Origin of the sequence: Jiella pacifica (assembly GCF_010500815.1) — a bacterium.
GTDB lineage: Bacteria > Pseudomonadota > Alphaproteobacteria > Rhizobiales > Rhizobiaceae > Jiella > Jiella pacifica.
The window spans coordinates 184,262-203,037 of record NZ_JAAAMG010000007.1 but is presented as its reverse complement, the minus strand read 5'-3'; the positions used below and the strand labels follow the sequence as shown (position 1 = coordinate 203,037).

Below are 18,776 nucleotides of genomic sequence, written 5' to 3'. Positions count from 1 at the left end.
AATCCGGCCCGGCCAATTTATCGCCGGAACAGGCAGGTCCGCTGGCCCTCTATCTCGCGCACCAGGACGGGCAGGCCGAACACCGCCTCGATCGTTTCCTCGCTGACCACCGCTTCGACCGGCCCGTCGACGACGATCCGGCCCTCGCGCATGGCGACGATCCGGTCGGCGTAGGCACTGGCGAAATTGATGTCGTGGAGGACGACGACGACGATCTTGCCGAGTTCGTCCGCCGCCCGGCGGACGAGCCGCATCATCGAGACGGCATGGCGGATGTCGAGATTGTTGAGCGGTTCGTCGAGAAGGATCGCCTTGGTGTCCTGCGCCAGAACCATGGCGACGAAGGCGCGCTGGCGCTGACCGCCGGAGAGTTCGTCCAGGAAGCGCTCGGCGAGCGGCTCCAGATCGAGGAAGGCGAGGGCCTCTGTGATCTTTACGTGATCGTTTGCGGTCAGCCGGCCCTTCGAATGGGGAAACCGGCCGAAGCCGATGAGGTCGCGGACGGTGAGGCGGGCCAAGAGGCCGTTCTCCTGCCTGAGGACCGAGATCCGCCGCGCCAGCTCGTCGCCTTTGGCTCTCGTCACGTCGAGCCCGTCGACGAAGGCCTTTCCCTCGTCGATCGGCAGGAGCCGGGCGATCATCGACAGGAGGGTCGACTTGCCCGCGCCGTTCGGCCCGATGATCGCTGTCACGCCGGGCGCGTCGAGGGTCAGCGAGGCCCCGTCGACGACGCGGCTGTCGCCGTAGAGCTTGGTGAGCGCCACCGCTTCGATCATTGGATACCACGTTTCAGGACGATGGCGAGAAAGACGATCCCGCCCAGGAATTCGATGATGATGCCGAGCGCCGTGTCGAAGCCGAGGACCCGCTCGAGGATCGTCTGGCCGCCGACGAGACAGATGACGGCGATCAGCGAGGCGGCGATCAGAGTTTCCGCATGGCGGCGCGAGCCGACCAGCGCCACGGCGAGGCTCGCCACCAGAAGGCCGAAGAAGGTGACCGGCCCGACCAGCGCGGTCGAGACCGAGACGAGGACGGCGACGAGGCCGAGGCTCAGCTGCGTCAGCCGGACGGGGTCGACGCCGAGGGAGATGGCGGTGTCGCGGCCGAGGGCGAGTACGTCGAGCTGCGGCAGGAGCCGCCAGAAGGCGAAAGTGACGAGGCCGATCGCCACGACGGCGACGGCGAGGAGATCGGTCTCGATGCCGTTGAAGCTCGCATAGAGCCGGTCCTGCAGGACCACGAAGGCATTCGGATCGATCAGCCGCTGCAGGAAGCCGGCAAGGGACCGGAACAGGACGCCGAGGATGACGCCGACGAGGAGCAGCCGGAGGAGATCGCGCGCGCCGCGCCCGATGAGGCTGCCATAAAGACCGAGGGCGAAGAGGATCATCACGGCGGTCTGGGCGAAGAACAGCGCCATCGGATCGGCGGCGGTGACGAAGGCGGTTCCCGCCACGACCACCATCAGCGTCTGGATCAGCGCGTAGAGCGCGTCGAAGCCCATGATCGAGGGGGTAAGGATGCGATTGCCGGACAGCGTCTGGAAGATCACCGTCGACAGCGCGATGGCATGGCCGACGACGATCATCGCGGCGAGCTTCGGTGCGCGGAACGGCAGGACGAAGGACCAGTTGCCGCGCGCGCCGAGGGTCATGAAGAGGGCGCAGCTGAAGAGGGCGAGGACAGCGAGGAACGCCAGCATCCGCAGCGAGTGTTGTCGCGCAGCACGCTTTGGGGCCACCTGGGCCGGGTCCTCGGCCGCGGCCGACACATGATTTCCGGCGACGTCAGCCATGGGCGGGCCTGCGGCGAGCGAGCAGCGCCAGGAAGATCACCGAGCCTGCCACTCCCATGATGACGCCGACGGGGATCTCGTAGGGGTAGCGCAGGATGCGGCCGAGGACGTCGCAGCCGAGCACCAGCCCGGCCCCCGAGATCGCGACGACGGGAACGATCCGCCGGCCGTTGTCGCCCATCGCCATGGTGACGAGATTGGGCACGACGAGGCCGACGAAGGGAATGGCGCCGATGGTCGCCACCGTGACGGCGGCGATCAGCGAGACGATCACCAGCCCGAACGCCACCACCCGCTCATAGGCGAGGCCGAGATTGACGCTGACGTCGCGGCCGAGGCCGGCGAGGGTGAAGCGATCGGCCGCGAAAAGAGCGACGGCACCGAGGGCGAGACCGATCCACAGAAGTTCGTAGCGGCCTTTCAGGACCATCGAGAAGTCGCCGCTGCTCCAGGCGCCCAGCGACTGCAGGAGGTCCGCCCGATAGGCGATGAAATGGGCCATGGCCTGGATGATGCCCGCCAGAATCAGCCCGACCAGGGGTACCATCAGGCCGCTCTTCAGTCGCAGTCGGCGAATGAGGGCAATGAAGACGAAGGTCCCGGCGAGCGCGAAGCCGGCGGCGGCGAGCATCTTGGCGAAGACCGGAGCGCCCGGGAGGAGCAGCGTGACGACCACCATGCCGAGCCCGGCGGCCTCCGTCGTTCCGACGGTCGAGGGTTCGACGAAGCGGTTGGAGGAGAGCATCTGCATCAACAGGCCGGCGACGGCGAGGCTGGCGCCCGCGAGCAGCGCGGCCGCCGACCGGGGAACGCGGCTGACGAGGAGAAGGCGCAACGCATCGCCGTCGAGCTGGCCGTTCAGGATCGTGGCGAGCGAGAGATCGCCGGCGCCGACGAAGAGGCTGACGACGAAAAGCGCCGCAAGGCCGAGAAGACCGAGGCTGAGAAGGCGGCGATCGGTCATGGCGTGGCGACGTCTCTTTTCCGTCGAGGCGAAGGTGCGCCGCCGGTCCGGTCCGCCCGTCTCACCATGCTTGCCGGATATGGCTCATTCGGCCTTCGCGAAGGCTTCGGACAACTGGTCGACATTGCGCTGGAGAGCCGTCAGCCCGGCGCTCGACAGATACCAGGTGGCCGGATCGAGATAGACGACGTGGCCGCTCTTCCAGGCCTTGGTATTCTCGACGAGTTCGTTCTCCAGCATCGCGGCGGCGGAGCCTTGGCCGATCGCCGCGTCACGGTCGATGACGAACAGCCAGTCGGGGTTCGTCCGGGCGATGTATTCGAACGAGACAGCCTCGCCGTGATTGGAGGTGTCGAGGCCGGTGTCGGCGGGCGGCAGGCCGAAGGCGCCGTGGAGGATGCCGAAGCGCGAACCGGGTCCGAAGGCGCTCATCCGGTTGCTGGTGGTGAGCACGATCAGGCCCTTGCCCTGGCCGGCGGCGCGGGTCTTCACCTCGGCGATCGAACTCGTGAGCCTGGCGATGCGCTGGTCGACGAGGGCCTGTTTGTCGAAGATGGTTCCGAGCGCTCGGGCGCGGGCGAGCGCGGAATCGAGAAAATCGTCCTGGTCGACCGTCATGTCGATCGTCGGCGCGACTTGAGACAGCGCCTCGGTCTGGCTGGCGGAGCGTCCGCCGGTGATGATCAGGTCCGGCTCGAGCGCGGCGACCGCCTCGAGATCTGCCTCGAACAGCGATCCCACCTTCTCCACGTCGTCGCCCGCATATTTCGACAGATAGTCCGGATAGGGCGCTGCCGGCGCTGCCGCGACGTCGACGCCGAGGGCATCGAGGGTATCGAGGGTAGCGAGGTCATAGACGACGATCGTCTGGGGATCGTGAGGGACGGTCTGCGTTCCGGTCGCGGTCTCGACGGTGACCGTCTCGCCGACCCGGTCCTGCGCGTCGGCAACATTGACCGCGAAAAGCGCTGCGGCGAGGGCCAGTGGCAACGTCGAAATAGGGAAAGCGGCAGGGCCGCAGAGGGCGCGGACATGGCGGGAGATTGCGAGCATCGTCGGTCCTTTCTGCCATGAACCCACCGTCGGAATCGGACGCGCAGGGCTCGGCTGCCGTTGTCGACATGGCAAAACTGGACATACACTGTCAATATTTAGCCTTTGCCGCCGCACGCCGGCACGAGCGCGGCGAGGCGTCTCTCGCTCAGGATTCCGTGGATCAGTTGCTCAAGGGCTGGCGGCGCTTCTGTCCTCGGCGGTGAGGGCGAAGAAGCGTTCCAGTGCCGGGCCGACGATCGAGCCGTGGGTTTCCTCGCGCATGGAAACGGCGCTGACATCGCGATGGCCGGCATCGGCGAGGCGTGCACCAAAGTCCAGGCCATTCGGCCCGCCGCGGACCGCGCCGATCGTGTCCCGCTCGGCCTTTGCCAAACTCGGCCGCCCGTCCTTGCGGCCGGCGGTAAGAATCGTCAGCCTGCGATGGTCCCCCCTTGGCTGATCGGGGAAACTGCCCAGAAATTCGTCGAGCTCCGCCAGAACCCGGTGACGGTTCCACCAGACGGACGGGTCGGCGGCGAGGAAATCGGCGATCGGAAGCTCCCGGCGCAAAAACGCCCGCAGCACGAAGAGGCCGGCGAGCGAATGGCCGAACAGCGACATGCGCCCGGCCGCCAACGGAAACCACTCGTCCAGCCAGGGCAGTAGCCGCCATCGCAAGAAGCCGGCGAACAGCAGCTCGCCGCCGGTCTGTGGGGTTTCCTGGCCGGGTCTCAGCGGGATCGCGCCGGCCGCCGCATGGTCGGTCAGCTCGAAGTAGCGCCGAGCGATCCGCGCCGCGACATCGGTTTCCGGCAGGCCGATGCCGACGAGAAGGCGCGGCGACGCCTCGGCCTCGGCGATGTCGATCGCCCGCTCGAAGAACTGGTCCGCATCGAGGATCAGCGCCGTCGGCCAGCCCGCCTCGGGAGGTTCGCCGATCGGACGGACGAAGACGCGATAGGCCCGTCCGCCAAAGCTCAGCTCGTGTCGTTCCTGCATGCCTGCGCCCTTTTCGAGTGGGCGAAGCGATAGATCGAAATGCGCCGGCGGCAAAGGCCCTGAGCCGTGCGGGCGCCGGACACCGCCGTTCTAAGTCGGGCAGTCGGTCGGGCGGCTGCCTACCGCACGCTTCCCGGCGAGATGCCGAAATGCCGCTTGAAGGCCGTGGAGAAGTTGGAGGCGCTGCGATAGCCGGCCATGTGCGCGGCCTCCGCGACGCTCAGGCCCTGCTGCTCGATGGCCCGGCGGGCGCGGTTGAGGTTGCGCCGGCGGACGTAGTCGAAGGCGCTCATCCCGTGGACGCTGTGGAACAGGCGCTGCAGCGTGCTGACGCTGGCGCCGGTGGCTGCGGCGATCTCGTCGAGGCTGGGGGAAGGATTGGGAAGTTCCCGCAGATAGTCCTCGATCCGGCGCATCCGGTGCAGGTCGCGCGAGCCGACATGGCCGGTCGCCCAGCAGGCCGGCCGCATGTTCAACTGGCCGAGTCCTTCGGCGACGAGTTCCAGCGCGCGGCTTTCCAGATAGAGCTTCTGCAAGGCGGGCTCGTAGGAGGGCGGCCTGAGGATCTGCTCGCCGATGGCGATCATGCTGGCGCCGGGCCGCCAGCCGTGGCGCGCCAGATGCGTGCGGCAGAATTCGGCGACGACCGGCGCGTGTTTCGGATCGGAAAGGCCGCAGTCGGCGAGCCATTCGTGGGAGACGGTGACGTTGACCTTGCGCAGATGCTCGCCGCGGCGGGATCTGCGGGAAAACATCGTCGGGCGAGTGCGGACCATCACCGCGGCACGGACGGTGTGGCCGTCGCCTTCGCTTGCCGGCATGATCGGGCGGCCGTCGATGGTCGCGTCGACGGCGCCTTTCAGGAACAGGTAGAAGGTGACGCCCGAGCGCTGCTCGATCCTTGTGTCGAGGTCGGTCAGCTCGGTGGTGTCGGAGGAATGGAGGACGAGACCGGGCCTCAGCTCCGTCAGCCGATACTGGCCCTTCAGCGCGGCGCCGTCATCGCCAGTCCCGCCGCGCAGCCAAACGAACTTGCGGCCGACGATCGCCGAGGCGTCGGCGATCCGGCTCGCGGCGATGGTCTCCTCGGCAAGATCGAATGCGGCGCTCACGCCATTCCCTTCATGTTCATCATCCATGGTCGGTCGGTTCGGGACGACAGGCGCTGGGGCAAATGCAGCGCCCGGCTTTGCGTGTCGGACGGGCAACACATTCCTGCCATGATTGCCGATGCCGCGCTTGGTGCACCCGCCGCAAACGTCTTTGACAGCTCCGCAGAAGCGGCGCGCTGGCTCTCGTTCCGGCCTCTTCGTAAAACTTGACCTGAAATGACAGGTTTATGTGTGTCGGCGCAAGTCCCTCTCGGGGGGAGGCGCCGCTCGGAGTTCGAGGGGTTTATGATGAGCTTCAATCTCAAGCCGCGGATGAACCGCGCCAGGCTGTTCCAGGTGCTCGCGGCGACGAGCGCGATGGCGACGATCTCCTCCGGCGGGCAGAGCTTCGCCCAGAGCGCCGGGTCGACCATCGAGCTCGACACCGTCATCGTCGATGGGGCGAGCTACGAGACGGAAGGGACGAACTCCTACGCCACCGACCTGATCAGCGTCGGCGAGAAGGAAGCGCGGCCGCCGCGCGAAATTCCGCAGTCGACGACCGTCCTCACAAGGCAGCGCATCGAGGACGGGGACTACACCTCTCTCGACACCGCGCTTCGCGAGACGCCGGGCATCGTCGTCCTCAACAACGATGACGGCCGCTCCAGCATCTTCTCCCGCGGCTTCGAGTTCGATTCGCTCTATTTTGACGGGCTGCCGGCGCCGCTTTCGAGCGTCTACGGCACCCAGCCCGATCTCGCCATCGTCGATCACATCGAGATCCTCAGGGGCCCATCCGGCCTCTTCGGCGGCACCGGCGAGCCGGCCGGCACCATCAACATGGCGCTGAAGAAGGCGCCAGAAGTCTGGCGCGGCTACATCGAAGGCCAGTACGGCACCTGGGACACCAAGCGCACCGAACTCGACGTCGGCGGGCCGCTCAACGAGGCCGGCACCATCCGCGGCCGCATCGTCGGCGCCTATCAGGACGGCGACAACATGGTCGACGTCGTCGACAACGAGAACGCCGTCGCCTACGGCACCGTGTCGATCGACGTGACCGAAAAGACCACGGCAACCTTCACCATCAGCCATCTCGAGCGCGACATCACGCCCTTCAACGGCCTGCCGACCTATGCCGACGGGTCGCTGATCGATCTGGACCGCTCGACCTATACCGGCGCGGACTGGAACCAGTTCGACAACGAGGTCACCGACTACCTGGCCGAGGTCGAGCACAGGTTCGAGGACGGCGGCCACGCCCGGGTGGCGATGCGCTATTCCGACCGCCACGCCGACTTCCTCTATGGCTGGGCGGGCAGCGCCGCCGATCAGGACGGCAACGTCAACGGCATCCGCTGGATCGGCCGCGACTTCGACGAGCAGTCGCTGGCCCTCGACGCCTTCGTTTCCAAGCCCTTCACGCTGTTCGGCCAGGAGCACAACGTGCTTTTCGGCGCCGACTATCGCAAGATCGACACGACGCTGCTCTCGGCCTCCGGCCTGGTCGCCGGAACCCGCAACCTCTACGACTGGGACGCCTCGTCCACTCCCGAGCCGACCGTCAACTACACCGGCCAGACCGACAGCGACCAGCACCAGACCGGCCTCTACGGGCAGCTGCGCGTCAAGCCGATCGAGCGCGTCACGCTGATCGGCGGCGGGCGCGTCAGCTGGTACGATTCCTCGACCGAGAACCTCCTCACCGGCGCCACGCAGGACGAGATCCAGATCGACGGCCACTTCACCCCCTATCTCGGGGCGGTTGTCGATCTCAGCGACCAGATCTCGGCCTATGCCAGCTATACCGAGATCTTCCAGCCGCAGACCTATTTCGACGCCAATGGCGATCTCCTGGATCCGCGGCAGGGCGACCAGTACGAAGTCGGCTTCAAGGGCGAGTTCTTCGGCGGCGCGCTCAACGGGACGGTGGCCTATTTCCATCTGACCGACGAGAACCGGGCCCAGCAGGACACCAACGGCGACTACGTCGCTCTCGGTGAGGTCGAGGCGAGGGGCGTCGAGATGGAGATCGCCGGCGAATTGCTGGCGAACTGGCAGCTTCAGGCCGGCTACACCTATACCGAGACGGAGTATCTGAACGGCAGCGGCGCCGGTTCCGTCTTCAGCCCCTATACGCCCGAGCACCAGGTGCAGATCTGGACCGACTACACCTTCCGCGAGGCCGATGCCTGGTGGGACGGCCTGTCGATCGGCGGCGGCATCAAGATCTACAGCGACTTCTCGGCGGTCAGCGGTTCGACGACCATCGAGGCGCCGGGCTACGAGGTCGTCGATCTGCAGCTCGGCTACGCGTTCAACGAGAATTTCTCGGCGAAGCTCCGGATCAACAACCTCTTCGATGAGAAATACTATGCCCGCGTCGGCTCGACCTCGGTGTTCAATTTCTACGGCGAGGAGCGCAACGCCATGTTGACGCTGAAGGCGAAGTTCTGAGGCAGGCGCCGGCCGGCAAGGCCGGCGGGCCTCAACGATTGCGATGACACGGGGGCGCGGACGGCAGTTCGCGCCCCGTCACTTTCCTGCGTGTCGTCCTTCCGTCAGCCCGCCGGCTCGTCGAAATAGTCCGGATAGCGCTCGCAGATGGCGCGCACGGCGCTGAGCGTGCCGGAAAGGTGCAGCCGCACCGCCGCTTCGCAGGCCGCCGCGTCGCCGGCCTCGATCGCGTCGAGGATCTGGCCGTGCGCCGCGATGATCGCGTTGGCCTTGCCGGGATCGGGCAGGTTGAGGGCGCGCAGCCGGTCGATGTGGCCGGAGCGTTCCGAGATCATGTGCCACAGGTTCGGGTGGCCGGCTGCGTCGCAGAGCGACAGGTGGAAGTACCGGTCGAGGGCGGAAAAACGCTCCAGGCGATCCTCGTCGAGCGCCCGCATCTGAAGCTGCAGGACATGCCGGGCGACCGCAATACGTTTCGCGTCGCCGGTTGACGCGAGGGTCTTTCCCACCTCGATCTCGAGCGCCATGCGCAGGAACTGCGTTTCCCGGGCGTGAGCCACATTGATCTTGGCGACTACCGTCCGCGACTGCGGGAAGATCTCCACCAGCCCCTCGCGCTGCAGCTGGAAGAAGGCGTCGCGCACCGGCGTCTGGCTGACGCCGTATTCGCTCGCGAGCTGGGCGCGGGCGAGCAATTCGCCCGGCCGCAGCCGAAGGTCGACGATGCGTCGCCTCAGCGAGCCGTAGATGCTCTGCGAGGCGAGCGGCCGCCGTTCGAGATCGAGGTCGAGATCGGCCAGCAAGGCCTGATCGCCGGTCGAGGTCATGGGCTCTTTCGTTTGCCGGTTCGTGTCGCCTGAATCTTTAACAGAGCTTGCCCGGATCAGACAAATATATTAGTGCGTCAGATAGCCGGTCGGAGGCCGGCGTCCATCACAGGGAGGAATTCGATGTCCATCAGAGCGATCGTTCTCGCAGGCCTCGCGTCGGTAGCCGTCGCTGCGCCATCCGCCGCAGAGACCTTCACCATCCAGACCTCGTTCAACGCCGGCGACTTCTCGACCACCTATCTGACCGAGAACTGGCTGCCGAAGATCAAGGAGATGACCGACGGCCGCGTCGAGATCAATCTGACCCCGTCCGGCTCGGTCGTGCCCTCCAAGGAGACGCCCCAGGCCGTGGCGATGGGCGTCCTCGACGGCGACTGGACGTCGGTGAACTACTTTTCCGGCCAGGAGCCGGCCTTCGCCATTCTCGGCGACCTGATCTCCGGCTACGACACGCCGGCCCAGCTTCTCGGCTTCTGCAAGGACGGCCCCGGCGAGAAGGTCTGGCAGAAGGCGCTCGATGCGATCGCCGACGGCGAGGTCCAGCTCATCGGCTGCGGCCCCTACAGCCGCGAGGCGCTGCCGGCCCGCACGCCGATCAAGACCTTCGAGGATCTGAAGGGCAAGAAGATCCGCTCGCCGGAAGGTCTTGTCTCGGCGGTCTTCGCGGCGGCCGGTGCGAGCCCGGTCTCGATCCCCTTCTCGGAAGTCTATGGCGCGCTGGAAAAGGGCATCGTCGATGCCGCCGACGCCTCGGCTTATGTGAACAACGCCGCCACCGGCCTCAATGACGTCGCGCCTTACCCGCTCTATCCGGGCATCCACTCGATGCCGTCCATGGAGCTGACGCTGAACAAGGCGAAGTTCGAAGAGATGACGCCGGAAGACCAGAAGGCGCTGCGCGACTGGTTCTACATGGCGATGGAGGATCTCACCAACGTCGTCCACGAGCAGGACGAGAAGCTCGCGGCGGAAGACACCAAGAAGGAAGGCGTCGAGGTCATCGACTGGCCGCAGGAAAGCCGCGACAAGATGCGCGTCGTCGCCCGCAAGGAGTGGGAGAAGTTCGCCGAAAAGAGCGATCTCGCCAAGGAAGCGCTCGACGCCAATCTCGAATACATGAAGACCATCGGCCTGATGAACTGACGTGATCGGGGCGGGCGCTCGGCGCCTGCCCTCGATCGTCGCACCCAGTGTGCCCGCCGGGTGCCCGGCGGTGTTGATACGACGTCGATCTGTTCCTTGCTGCCGGCTGGTGGGCGCCAGGCCCCGCCGGACAGCGTTTTTCGTCGCTCTCTCTGTGTCTCCGGAGACTTCATGAGCAAGTTCCTGTCGCGCTATGCGGCGGCGATGGACCGCGCCAGCGTCTTCATCGGCCATGCCTGCTCGGCGCTTTTCTTTGCCTGCATCTTCTTTTCGGCGCTCGAAGTGGTCATGCGCTACGGCTTCGATCATCCAACCTCGTGGTCGATCGAGTTGACGATGGCGCTTTGCGCCATGGCCTGGGTGTTGTCGGTCGGCTACGTCACCGAGCGCAACCGCCACATCTCCATCACCATGCTGGAACTGATGGTCGGGCCGCGCGTCTGGCACTGGTTCCGCCTGATGCAGATCATTGCCGCGATCGTCACCGTCTCGGTCTTTGCGATGGCGGTCTGGGACCCGGCGCTGAGGGTGTTTTGGCGGCCGGAATATTCCGGAACCTCGCTGAACTCGATCCAGCCGAGCCTTCTCAAGGTCCTCATCCTCATCGGCGCGATCCTCTACGTCCTGCAGCTCCTCGCCAATCTCATCCGCTGGGTGCAGGGCACCGAGAAGGCCTCGACCCATGGGCATTGAATACATCACGATCCTGATCGTCGCCTCGCTCCTGGCGCTGATGGCGATCGGCATTCCGCTCGGCGTCACCACCCTCCTCGTCTCGCTCGGCACGGCGATCCTCTATTTCGGCGAGCGAGCCGGCTTCTTCCTCGTCTCCGCCAACGTCACCGAGGTGCTGCACAAATACGAGCTGATCGCGGTGCCGTTCTTCGTCTTCATGGCGAACGTCCTGGAGCGCTCCGGCATCGCCCATACGCTGTTCGAATCCATGGCGATCCTCGGCGGCCGGTTCCGCGGTTCCGTCGCGGTGCAGACGACGATCGTCGCGGTCATTCTGGCGGCGATGAGCGGTATCATGGGCGGCGAGATCGTCATGCTCGGCCTCATCGCCTTGCCGCAGATGCTGCGTCTCGGCTACGACCGGAAACTGTCGATCGGCATCATCTGCGCCGCCGGCGCCCTGGCGACGCTGATCCCGCCCTCGGTCGTGCTGATCGTCTACGGCCTCGCCGCGCAGGTCTCGATCACCAAGCTCTTCGCCGCCTCCGCCGTGCCCGGCCTTTTGCTCGCCTTGCTGTTCATCGCCTACATCCTGGTGCGGGTGCGGCTGAACCCGGTGATGGCGCCGATCTACGACATCCCAGAGACCGGGCTGCCGTTCTTCAACCGGCTGAAGTTCCTCAAGGGTGCCGTGCTGCCCGCGGTGCTGATCACCGTCGTGCTCGGCATGATCTATGGCGGCATCGCCACGGTGACGGAGGCCGCCGCCATCGGCGCGGTCGGTGCCCTCGTCGTCTCGGGGATCCAGCAGCGACTGTCATGGACGATGATGCGGAACGCGATGCGCCAAACCGTCCTGACGGTCGGCTCGATCATCTGGCTGGTGCTTGGCGCCGTCTCGCTGATCGGCATCTACAATCGCATCGGCGGCGGCGATTTCCTGCGCGACCTTTTGGGCTCGCTCGACATCGCCCCGATCATGGTCATCGTCGTGATGATGCTGATCGTCATGGTGCTCGGCACGTTCCTCGAGTGGATCGCCATCCTGTTCATCACCGTGCCGATCTTCGCGCCGGTGGTGGCCGATCTTGGCTATGATCCCATCTGGTTCGGCGTGCTTTTTGCCATGAACATCCAGATCTACTATCTCTCGCCGCCCTTCGGCCCGGCCTGCTTCTTCCTGAAGTCGGTGACCAAGGACATCGAATTGCAAGAGATCTTTGCGGCGGTGCTGCCCTTCATCGCACTTCAGGCGGTGGGCCTGTTCCTGGTGCTGTTCTTCCCGCAGATCGCGCTGTGGCTGCCGTCGATGCTGGGCAATTAACGCATGATCCCGAAAAGTGGGCACCGGTTTTCGGAAAAGATCATGCGCAGACAGGATGATAGAGCGAGATGATGAGCAGAGCTCATTTCATCTCGCTCTAAGGGAGGGAACGATGCAGACCAACCTTCACGACGAAAGCGAAGAGGGCATCTCGGCTGCCGACTTCGACCAGGAGGAGGCGAGCGACGAGGCGAATTTCGGCAACTGGCCGGAGATCGTCGGGCTCGTCGTCGTCGCCCTCGTCACCTTCATGATCCTTCAAGTCACGGGATAGACCATGACACGCAAGACCTATGACGAGCTGCGCTCGGCGCGCTGGTTCGCGCCCGACGACTTGCGCAGCTTCGGCCACCGCTCGCGGATGATGCAGCTCGGCTATTCCGAGGAGGATTTCGTCGGCAAGCCGATCATCGGCATCCTGTCGACCTGGTCGGAGCTGAATTCCTGCCACGGGCATTTTCCCGAGCGCGTCGAGAACGTCCGCCGGGGAGTGCTCCAGGCTGGCGGCTTCGCCGTCGAGATGCCGGCGCTGTCGGTGGACGAGAGCTTCACCAAGCCGACTTCGATGCTCTATCGCAATCTCCTGGCGATGGAGACGGAGGAGATGATCCGCTCCCATCCGCTGGACGGCGTCGTCCTGATGGGCGGCTGCGACAAGACCACGCCCGGCCTGATCATGGGCGCGATCACGGCCGGCGTGCCGATGATCTACCTGCCGGCCGGCCCGATGCTGCGCGGCAACTATGCCGGCCGCATCCTCGGCTCGGGCTCGGACGCCTGGAAATACTGGGACGAGCGGCGCGCCGGAAACGTCACCGACGAGGAGTGGGTCGGCGTCCAGGGCGGCATTGCCCGCTCCCACGGCACCTGCATGACCATGGGCACCGCCGCGACGATGATGTCGATCGCCGACGCCCTCGGCTTCACGCTGCCCGGCGCCTCCTCCATTCCGGCCGTCGACTCGGGCCACCAGCGCATGTCGACGGACTGCGGCCGGCGGATCGTCGACATGGTCTGGGAGGGCATGACGCCGGACATGGTCGCGACGACGCCTGCCTTCCACAACGCCGCCAAGGTCGCGATGGCCACCGGCTGTTCGACCAATGCCGTCGTACATCTGATCGCCATGGCGCGGCGCGCCGGCGTCGATCTCACCCTAGACCATCTCGACGAACTCGGCCGAGTGACGCCGCTGATCGCCAATGTCCGCCCCTCGGGCAAGGGCTATCTGATGGAGGACTTCTTCTATGCGGGCGGCCTGCGCGCGCTTATGAAGACCATGGAGGAGATGCTCGACACCTCGGTCCTGACGGTCAACGGCAAGACGCTGGCCGAGAACATCGAAGGCGCCGAGGTCTATAACGACGACGTCATCCGGCCCTTGTCGAACCCGGTCTACAAGGAGGGCTCGCTCGCCCTCCTGCGCGGCAATCTCTGCCCCGATGGAGCCGTGATCAAGCCGGCGGCCTGCGACCCGAAGTTCCACGTCCACGAAGGGCCGGCACTGGTCTTCGACAGCTATCCGGAAATGAAGAAGGCGGTCGACGACGAAAATCTCGACGTCACGCCCGACCATGTGATGGTGCTGCGCAATGCCGGGCCGCTCGGTGGGCCGGGCTTTCCCGAATGGGGCATGCTGCCGATTCCCAAGGCGCTGATCAGGCAAGGGCACCGCGACATGCTGCGGATTTCCGACGCGCGCATGTCCGGCACCTCCTATGGTGCCTGCGTCCTCCATGTCGCGCCGGAGAGTTTTATCGGCGGGCCGCTGGCGCTCCTGAAGAACGGCGACATCGTCCGCCTCGACCTGCCGAACCGGCGGCTCGACATGCTGGTGGACGAAGCGGAGCTGGAGAAGCGCAAGGCGGAATGGACGCCGCCTGAGTCGCGGTTCCAGAGGGGCTGGGGCTGGATGTTCTCGCGCCACGTCACCCAGGCCGACAAGGGCTGCGACTTCGACTTTCTGGAGCGCGACTTCGGCCGGACGGCCGGCGAGCCGGATATTTTCTGACGGGCAGCGCCCTTCGCCGGGCAGCGTCGCCCGAGCACCAACAGGAGACACGACATGAACGAGGCAACCCGTGAGAAGCTGATGGGCGTCTCCGTGGCGACGCTCGCCACCGCGCTGTTCAAGCGCGGCCTGCGCAACCAGGTGATCCAGGGCGTCCATCCGCTCGGTCGCAAGGGCAGGAACATGGTCGGCCCGGCCTTCACCCTGCGCTACATGCCGGCGCGCGAGGACCGCAACCAGCTCTCGGAATTCCTGAAGCCCGACCATCCGCAGCGGGTCGCCATCGAGACCTGCCCGGAAGGCCACGTCCTCGTCATGGACAGCCGCAAGGACGCCCGCGCGGCCTCGGCCGGCGACATCCTGATCACCCGTCTGATGGTACGGGGCGGGGCAGGGGTCGTTACGGATGGCGGCTTCCGCGACGCGGCGACGATCGCCGAGCTCGACATTCCGGCCTATCATTCGCGTCCGTCGAGCCCGACAAACCTGACGACCAACGAGGCGATCGCCATCAACGAGCCGATCGGCTGCGGCGACGCGCCGGTGTTTCCGGGCGACGTGATCGTCGGCGACGACGACTGCGTCATCGTCATTCCGGCCGGTATCGCCGACGAGATCGCCAACGAAGCCTTCGAGATGACGGTCTACGAGGACTTCGTGGTGGAGAAGGTGAAGGCCGGCGAGACGATCATCGGGCTCTATCCGCGCACCAAGGACGAGCATCTCGCCGCCTTTCAGGAATGGCGCAAGGCCAACGGTCGGTAGGCAGGCCGCGCGAGCTCGGCGCGGCGTTTCGCCATCACGATACCGGGACGTCGTTTGAACAAGCGGCTCCGTCGGGTATAACGATCTTCCGTCAGGGAATGGGAGGTCGCCCGATGAACCATCGTCCCGTACGCCCGGATGAGAGCGGCCGGCCCCAGCTGGCCCCCTCCATCTTCGCTCCCGCCGGCCTGTTCCTCGTCACCACGATCTCGGTCCTGACGATCGTCGCGGCCTGCCTGCCGCCGACGGGCGTTGCGGCGGCGACGCTGGATCGCCGCACGGCGCCGCTCGCCGCACCCGGCGGTCCTTCGCCACAGGCATCGTCGCCCGGCGCTGCCGACAGCCGTCCCGGCGAGCCGCCGGCCGCATCTTCCAGCGAAACGCAGGCGAATCGACAGGCGGTCGAGACCTGCGACGCGCTCGCCTCCGATCCAGACGACGTGACCCGGCCGCAGGGCCTTGCGGGCGAACGCAGTCCCGACGCCGTCGACTTCGAACGCGCCATCCCGGCCTGCACGACGGCCGTCTCCGCCCATCCGGGCGAGCCGCGCTACGCCTTTCAGCTCGCCCGAGCCTATCGCTCGGCCGAGCGATACGACGAAGCCGTTCGCACATATGACCAGGCCGCCAGGGCCGGCCACGCGGCTGCCCAATACGACCTCGGGCAGATGTATGATGACGGGCTGGGCGTCGAAGAAGATGAGACGAAGGCGCGCGCGCTGTTTCAACAGAGCGCTGCGGCGGGAACGCCCTGGGCCCTCCATGCCCTGGGACTGATGCAACGGGATGGCCGTGGGGGGCTTTCGCCGGACGCCGACGAGGCCGCCCGGCTGCTGCTGCGCGCTGCCGAGGCCGGCCTTGCCGCCGGGCAACTGGAGGTCGGCTACATGCAGCAGGCCGGCATCGGCTTTCCGGCCGACGATGCGGCGGCGCTCGCATGGTTCCGCAAGGCGGCGGATGCCGGCAACGCCGATGCCTTGATGTGGATCGGCAGTTTTCACGAGAATGGCCGCGGCGGTCTCGAACGCAGCGACGAGATGGCGCTCGACTTCTATCGCCGCGCAGCCGAGGGCGGCAATCTGTTTGCGACCAACATGCTGGGGCTGTTCACCGCCGACGGCCGTGGCGGGCTGACGCTGGACTCCGAGAAGGCCGTCGCCCTCTATCGCAAGGCGGCCGAAGGCGGTGATGCCGATGGCCAGGTCAATCTCGGTTGGGAATTGGCGAACAATGGCGGAGGCACCGAGGGCGAGGCCGAAGCCCTGGAGTGGTTCGGCAAGGCAGCCGATGCAGGCAATGCCAATGGGTTGATGTGGCTCGGCAGTTTCCACGAAAACGGCCGTGGCGGCCTCGCAAAGAGCGACGAGACCGCGCTGGATTTCTACCGCCGGGCATCCGAGGCCGGCAATGTCTTCGCCACCAACATGGTCGGGGTCTTCACGATGGACGGGCGGGGCGGCGTTGCCGCCGATGCCGAAGCCGCCGTCCGCCTGTTTCGCCAGGCAGCCGAGGCCGGAGACCGCGACGCTCAGGTCAATCTCGCCCGGCAACTGGCCAATGGCAACGGCACGGCCAAGGACGAGGCGGAAGCTCTGCAGTGGTTCGCCAAGGCGGCCGAGGCCGGCGATCCCGAAGCCCAAAACAGCTACGGCTTCCGCCTGATCAACGGCACCGGCGCTGCGGCCGACCCCGAGGAGGGCGTCAGATGGCTGCAGCGGGCGGCAGAATCGGGTTACGCGACGGCCCAGCTCAATCTCGGCAAGATGTACGAGGACGGCGTCGGGGTCGGGCAGGACTATGCCGAGGCCGCCGCCTGGTACGAAAAGGCGGTCGCCCAGGGCGACAGCGGCAGCGCGGTCAATCTCGGCTATCTCTATTCGACCGGGCGCGGCGTCGAAAAGGACGAGGCGCGGGCGGTGGCGCTCTATCGCCTGGGAGCCGAGGCCGGCGAGGTCATCGGCCAGTACAATCTCGCCTTGATGTACGACACCGGCCGCGGCGTCGCCAAGGATCGGGCGGAGGCCCTGCGCTGGTATCGCAAGGCCGCGGAGGCCGGCGAAGCCGACGCCCAGACGGAAATCGCTCTTGCTTATCTCGAAGGCAGCGGGCTTGAACAGGACGATGGGCAGGCCTTCGAGTGGTTCCTGAAGGCGGCCGAGAATGGCTCGGCGAACGCGCAGACCAATCTTTCCATCCTTTATGTCAACGGGCGAGGCACCAAGCGAAACTCCAAGGAGGGGGTGAAATGGCTGCGCGCGGCCGCGGCCCAGGGCGACCGCTTCGGCGAATACGGGTTGGGGCTCGCCTATCTCAGCGGCCGCGGCGTCGAGGCGAATGCGGCCGAGGCGAGGCAATGGCTCGAAAAGGCGGCGGAAAAGGGCCTCGGCGAGGCCCAGCTCAAGCTGGCCGAACTGCATGACGACGGCCGTGGCGGGATCAGGAATCCCGCGGCGGCTCTCCACTGGTATCGCGCGGCGGCGGCTTCAGGTCGTGGGGATGCCCTCGGCATCCTCGCCGAGCGCTACCGCACCGGCCGCGGCGTTCCCGCCGATGAGGTGGCGGCCGTGGCGCTCGACCGGTTGGCAGCCGAACGAGACGACGCGCCGGCCCAGTTTCGGCTCGGCAAGGCGCTGATGGAAGGGCGCGGCCTGCCGAAGGACGAGACGCAGGCGATCGAATGGTATCGGCGTGCCGCCGCTGGCGGCAGCGACGATGCAACGGCAGCGTTGCAGGCACTCGGCCTTGCCGGTGAAGGCGAAGCGGCGGGGCAGCGAAGCCAGCCGGCCGCCGACCCTGCTACGATTCGCGAGACTGCCGCCGAGTGATCGAAAGCAAATTCGGCGGTGCCGAACCGCCGCTCAGCCGGCCTTCGACGAGAACGACGCCGAGACCTCGTGGTCGCTGCCGGGATAGGTCAGGCGAACGAAGGTGATCGGCCGGCCCTCGCTGGTCGTGCGGCGCCAGATGGCAAGGCAGGGGGCGGCCTCGGCGATCAGCAGGCGCCCGGCGGTTTCCCGGTCGGCGGCGACGGCCTTGATGCGGTATTCGACGTCGGACCATGGAATGCGCGAGACCAGCCAGGCGCCCGGCGACGTCGCCTCGAAATCGGCGGCTTCGGCTTCCGGTACGGCGTCGAGGCTGATCAGCCGATCCTCGAAGCAGAAGGGCTGGCGGGCGGCAAAATGCCGGCACTGGATGGATAGGACCCGAGCCTCTTCGCCGAGCCGTTCGGTCTCGGTCGGGGTCGCCTCGCGGATTTCCCGGCTGATGATCTCGAAGTGATAGGGCAGGCCGAGCGCCGCGACCTCGCGGCCGATGTCGACGATCTCGACGATCACGGAATGGGACTGCGGGCGACGAACGAAGGTGCCGGCCTTGCGCCGCCGCTCGATCAGCCCGGCGCCGGAGAGCTGCGTCATCGCCTTGTTCACGGTCATCCGCGAGCAGCCGTAGCTCTTCGCGATGTCCTGTTCGAAGGGAAGCTGGGTGCCTGGCGGCCATTCGCCGGACAGGATGCGCGACCTCAGATCGTCGAGGATCTGCTGGTGCAGGCTCTTTCTGCCAGCGGCGCCAGCGCCACCTTCGCCGCTCCTGCCGGCCTGCGGCCCGCTACGATGGCCGTTGCCGCCGTCCTTCGGGCCCTCCGCTTCATCCGCCGGGTTCGCGACATGCTGCATGGTT

At 66.5% G+C, this 18,776-nt stretch carries 16 protein-coding genes; 8 read left to right on the top strand and 8 right to left on the bottom strand.

Annotated features, from left to right (window positions below; translation table 11 throughout):
- Positions 1-17: 17 nt before the first annotated feature.
- The 6 genes from GTK09_RS11025 to GTK09_RS27985 all read right to left on the bottom strand — a co-directional run bounded on the left by GTK09_RS11025 (position 18) and on the right by GTK09_RS27985 (position 5,908).
- Positions 18-776, bottom strand: a complete 759-nt coding sequence (locus GTK09_RS11025) for an iron ABC transporter ATP-binding protein (RefSeq protein WP_163463208.1) — start codon at positions 774-776, stop codon at positions 18-20.
- The gene (locus tag GTK09_RS11020; RefSeq protein ID WP_203560986.1) at positions 773-1,705 is read right to left on the bottom strand and encodes an iron chelate uptake ABC transporter family permease subunit; all 933 of its coding nucleotides are present in this window, start codon (positions 1,703-1,705) and stop codon (positions 773-775) included. The genes GTK09_RS11025 and GTK09_RS11020 overlap by 4 nt, the downstream gene beginning before the upstream one ends.
- An 85-nt stretch (positions 1,706-1,790) precedes the next feature.
- Positions 1,791-2,762, bottom strand: coding sequence for an ABC transporter permease (locus GTK09_RS11015; protein WP_163463206.1), 972 nt, complete (start codon positions 2,760-2,762; stop codon positions 1,791-1,793).
- Between the two features lie 84 nt (positions 2,763-2,846).
- A complete protein-coding gene (locus GTK09_RS11010; RefSeq protein ID WP_163463205.1) occupies positions 2,847-3,815 on the bottom strand; it encodes a siderophore ABC transporter substrate-binding protein in 969 nt (322 codons plus the stop codon).
- A gap of 171 nt (positions 3,816-3,986) precedes the next feature.
- A complete protein-coding gene (locus GTK09_RS11005) occupies positions 3,987-4,796 on the bottom strand; it encodes an alpha/beta hydrolase (protein WP_163463204.1) in 810 nt (269 codons plus the stop codon).
- Between the two features lie 119 nt (positions 4,797-4,915).
- Positions 4,916-5,908: a helix-turn-helix transcriptional regulator gene (locus tag GTK09_RS27985; protein ID WP_163463203.1), complete on the bottom strand. Its 993-nt coding sequence runs from the start codon at positions 5,906-5,908 to the stop codon at positions 4,916-4,918.
- 285 nt (positions 5,909-6,193) lie between these two features.
- Here GTK09_RS27985 and GTK09_RS10995 point away from each other — a divergent pair, with 285 nt between their 5' ends.
- Positions 6,194-8,347: a TonB-dependent siderophore receptor gene (locus GTK09_RS10995; protein ID WP_163463202.1), complete on the top strand. Its 2,154-nt coding sequence runs from the start codon at positions 6,194-6,196 to the stop codon at positions 8,345-8,347.
- Positions 8,348-8,451: 104 nt separating this feature from the next.
- On the opposite strand, the gene GTK09_RS10990 is transcribed toward GTK09_RS10995, so the two are convergent.
- Positions 8,452-9,174: a GntR family transcriptional regulator gene (locus GTK09_RS10990; RefSeq protein WP_163463201.1), complete on the bottom strand. Its 723-nt coding sequence runs from the start codon at positions 9,172-9,174 to the stop codon at positions 8,452-8,454.
- Between the two features lie 123 nt (positions 9,175-9,297).
- Between GTK09_RS10990 and GTK09_RS10985 the strand changes: the two genes are divergently transcribed.
- The 7 genes from GTK09_RS10985 (at position 9,298) to GTK09_RS10960 (ending at position 17,920) form a co-directional block, all read left to right on the top strand.
- On the top strand, positions 9,298-10,320 hold the full coding sequence (locus GTK09_RS10985; RefSeq protein ID WP_163463200.1) for a TRAP transporter substrate-binding protein: 1,023 nt from the start codon (positions 9,298-9,300) through the stop codon (positions 10,318-10,320).
- A gap of 171 nt (positions 10,321-10,491) precedes the next feature.
- A complete protein-coding gene (locus tag GTK09_RS10980; protein ID WP_163463199.1) occupies positions 10,492-11,013 on the top strand; it encodes a TRAP transporter small permease subunit in 522 nt (173 codons plus the stop codon).
- Complete coding sequence (locus GTK09_RS10975; protein ID WP_163463198.1) at positions 11,003-12,319, top strand: TRAP transporter large permease; 1,317 nt, start codon at positions 11,003-11,005, stop codon at positions 12,317-12,319. The genes GTK09_RS10980 and GTK09_RS10975 overlap by 11 nt, the downstream gene beginning before the upstream one ends.
- A 112-nt stretch (positions 12,320-12,431) precedes the next feature.
- Positions 12,432-12,593: a hypothetical protein gene (locus GTK09_RS27160; RefSeq protein ID WP_203560974.1), complete on the top strand. Its 162-nt coding sequence runs from the start codon at positions 12,432-12,434 to the stop codon at positions 12,591-12,593.
- A gap of 3 nt (positions 12,594-12,596) precedes the next feature.
- Entirely contained in the window at positions 12,597-14,330 is a 1,734-nt protein-coding gene (gene araD / locus GTK09_RS10970) for an L-arabinonate dehydratase (protein WP_163463197.1), read from the top strand.
- A 54-nt stretch (positions 14,331-14,384) separates the two neighbouring features.
- Positions 14,385-15,095, top strand: coding sequence for a ribonuclease activity regulator RraA (locus GTK09_RS10965; protein WP_163463196.1), 711 nt, complete (start codon positions 14,385-14,387; stop codon positions 15,093-15,095).
- 113 nt (positions 15,096-15,208) lie between these two features.
- Positions 15,209-17,920: an SEL1-like repeat protein gene (locus GTK09_RS10960; protein WP_163463195.1), complete on the top strand. Its 2,712-nt coding sequence runs from the start codon at positions 15,209-15,211 to the stop codon at positions 17,918-17,920.
- 33 nt (positions 17,921-17,953) lie between these two features.
- Here the strand turns inward: GTK09_RS10960 and hutC are convergent, their stop codons facing one another.
- Positions 17,954-18,772, bottom strand: a complete 819-nt coding sequence (hutC, locus tag GTK09_RS10955; RefSeq protein ID WP_163463194.1) for a histidine utilization transcriptional repressor HutC — start codon at positions 18,770-18,772, stop codon at positions 17,954-17,956.
- Positions 18,773-18,776 lie beyond the last annotated feature (4 nt).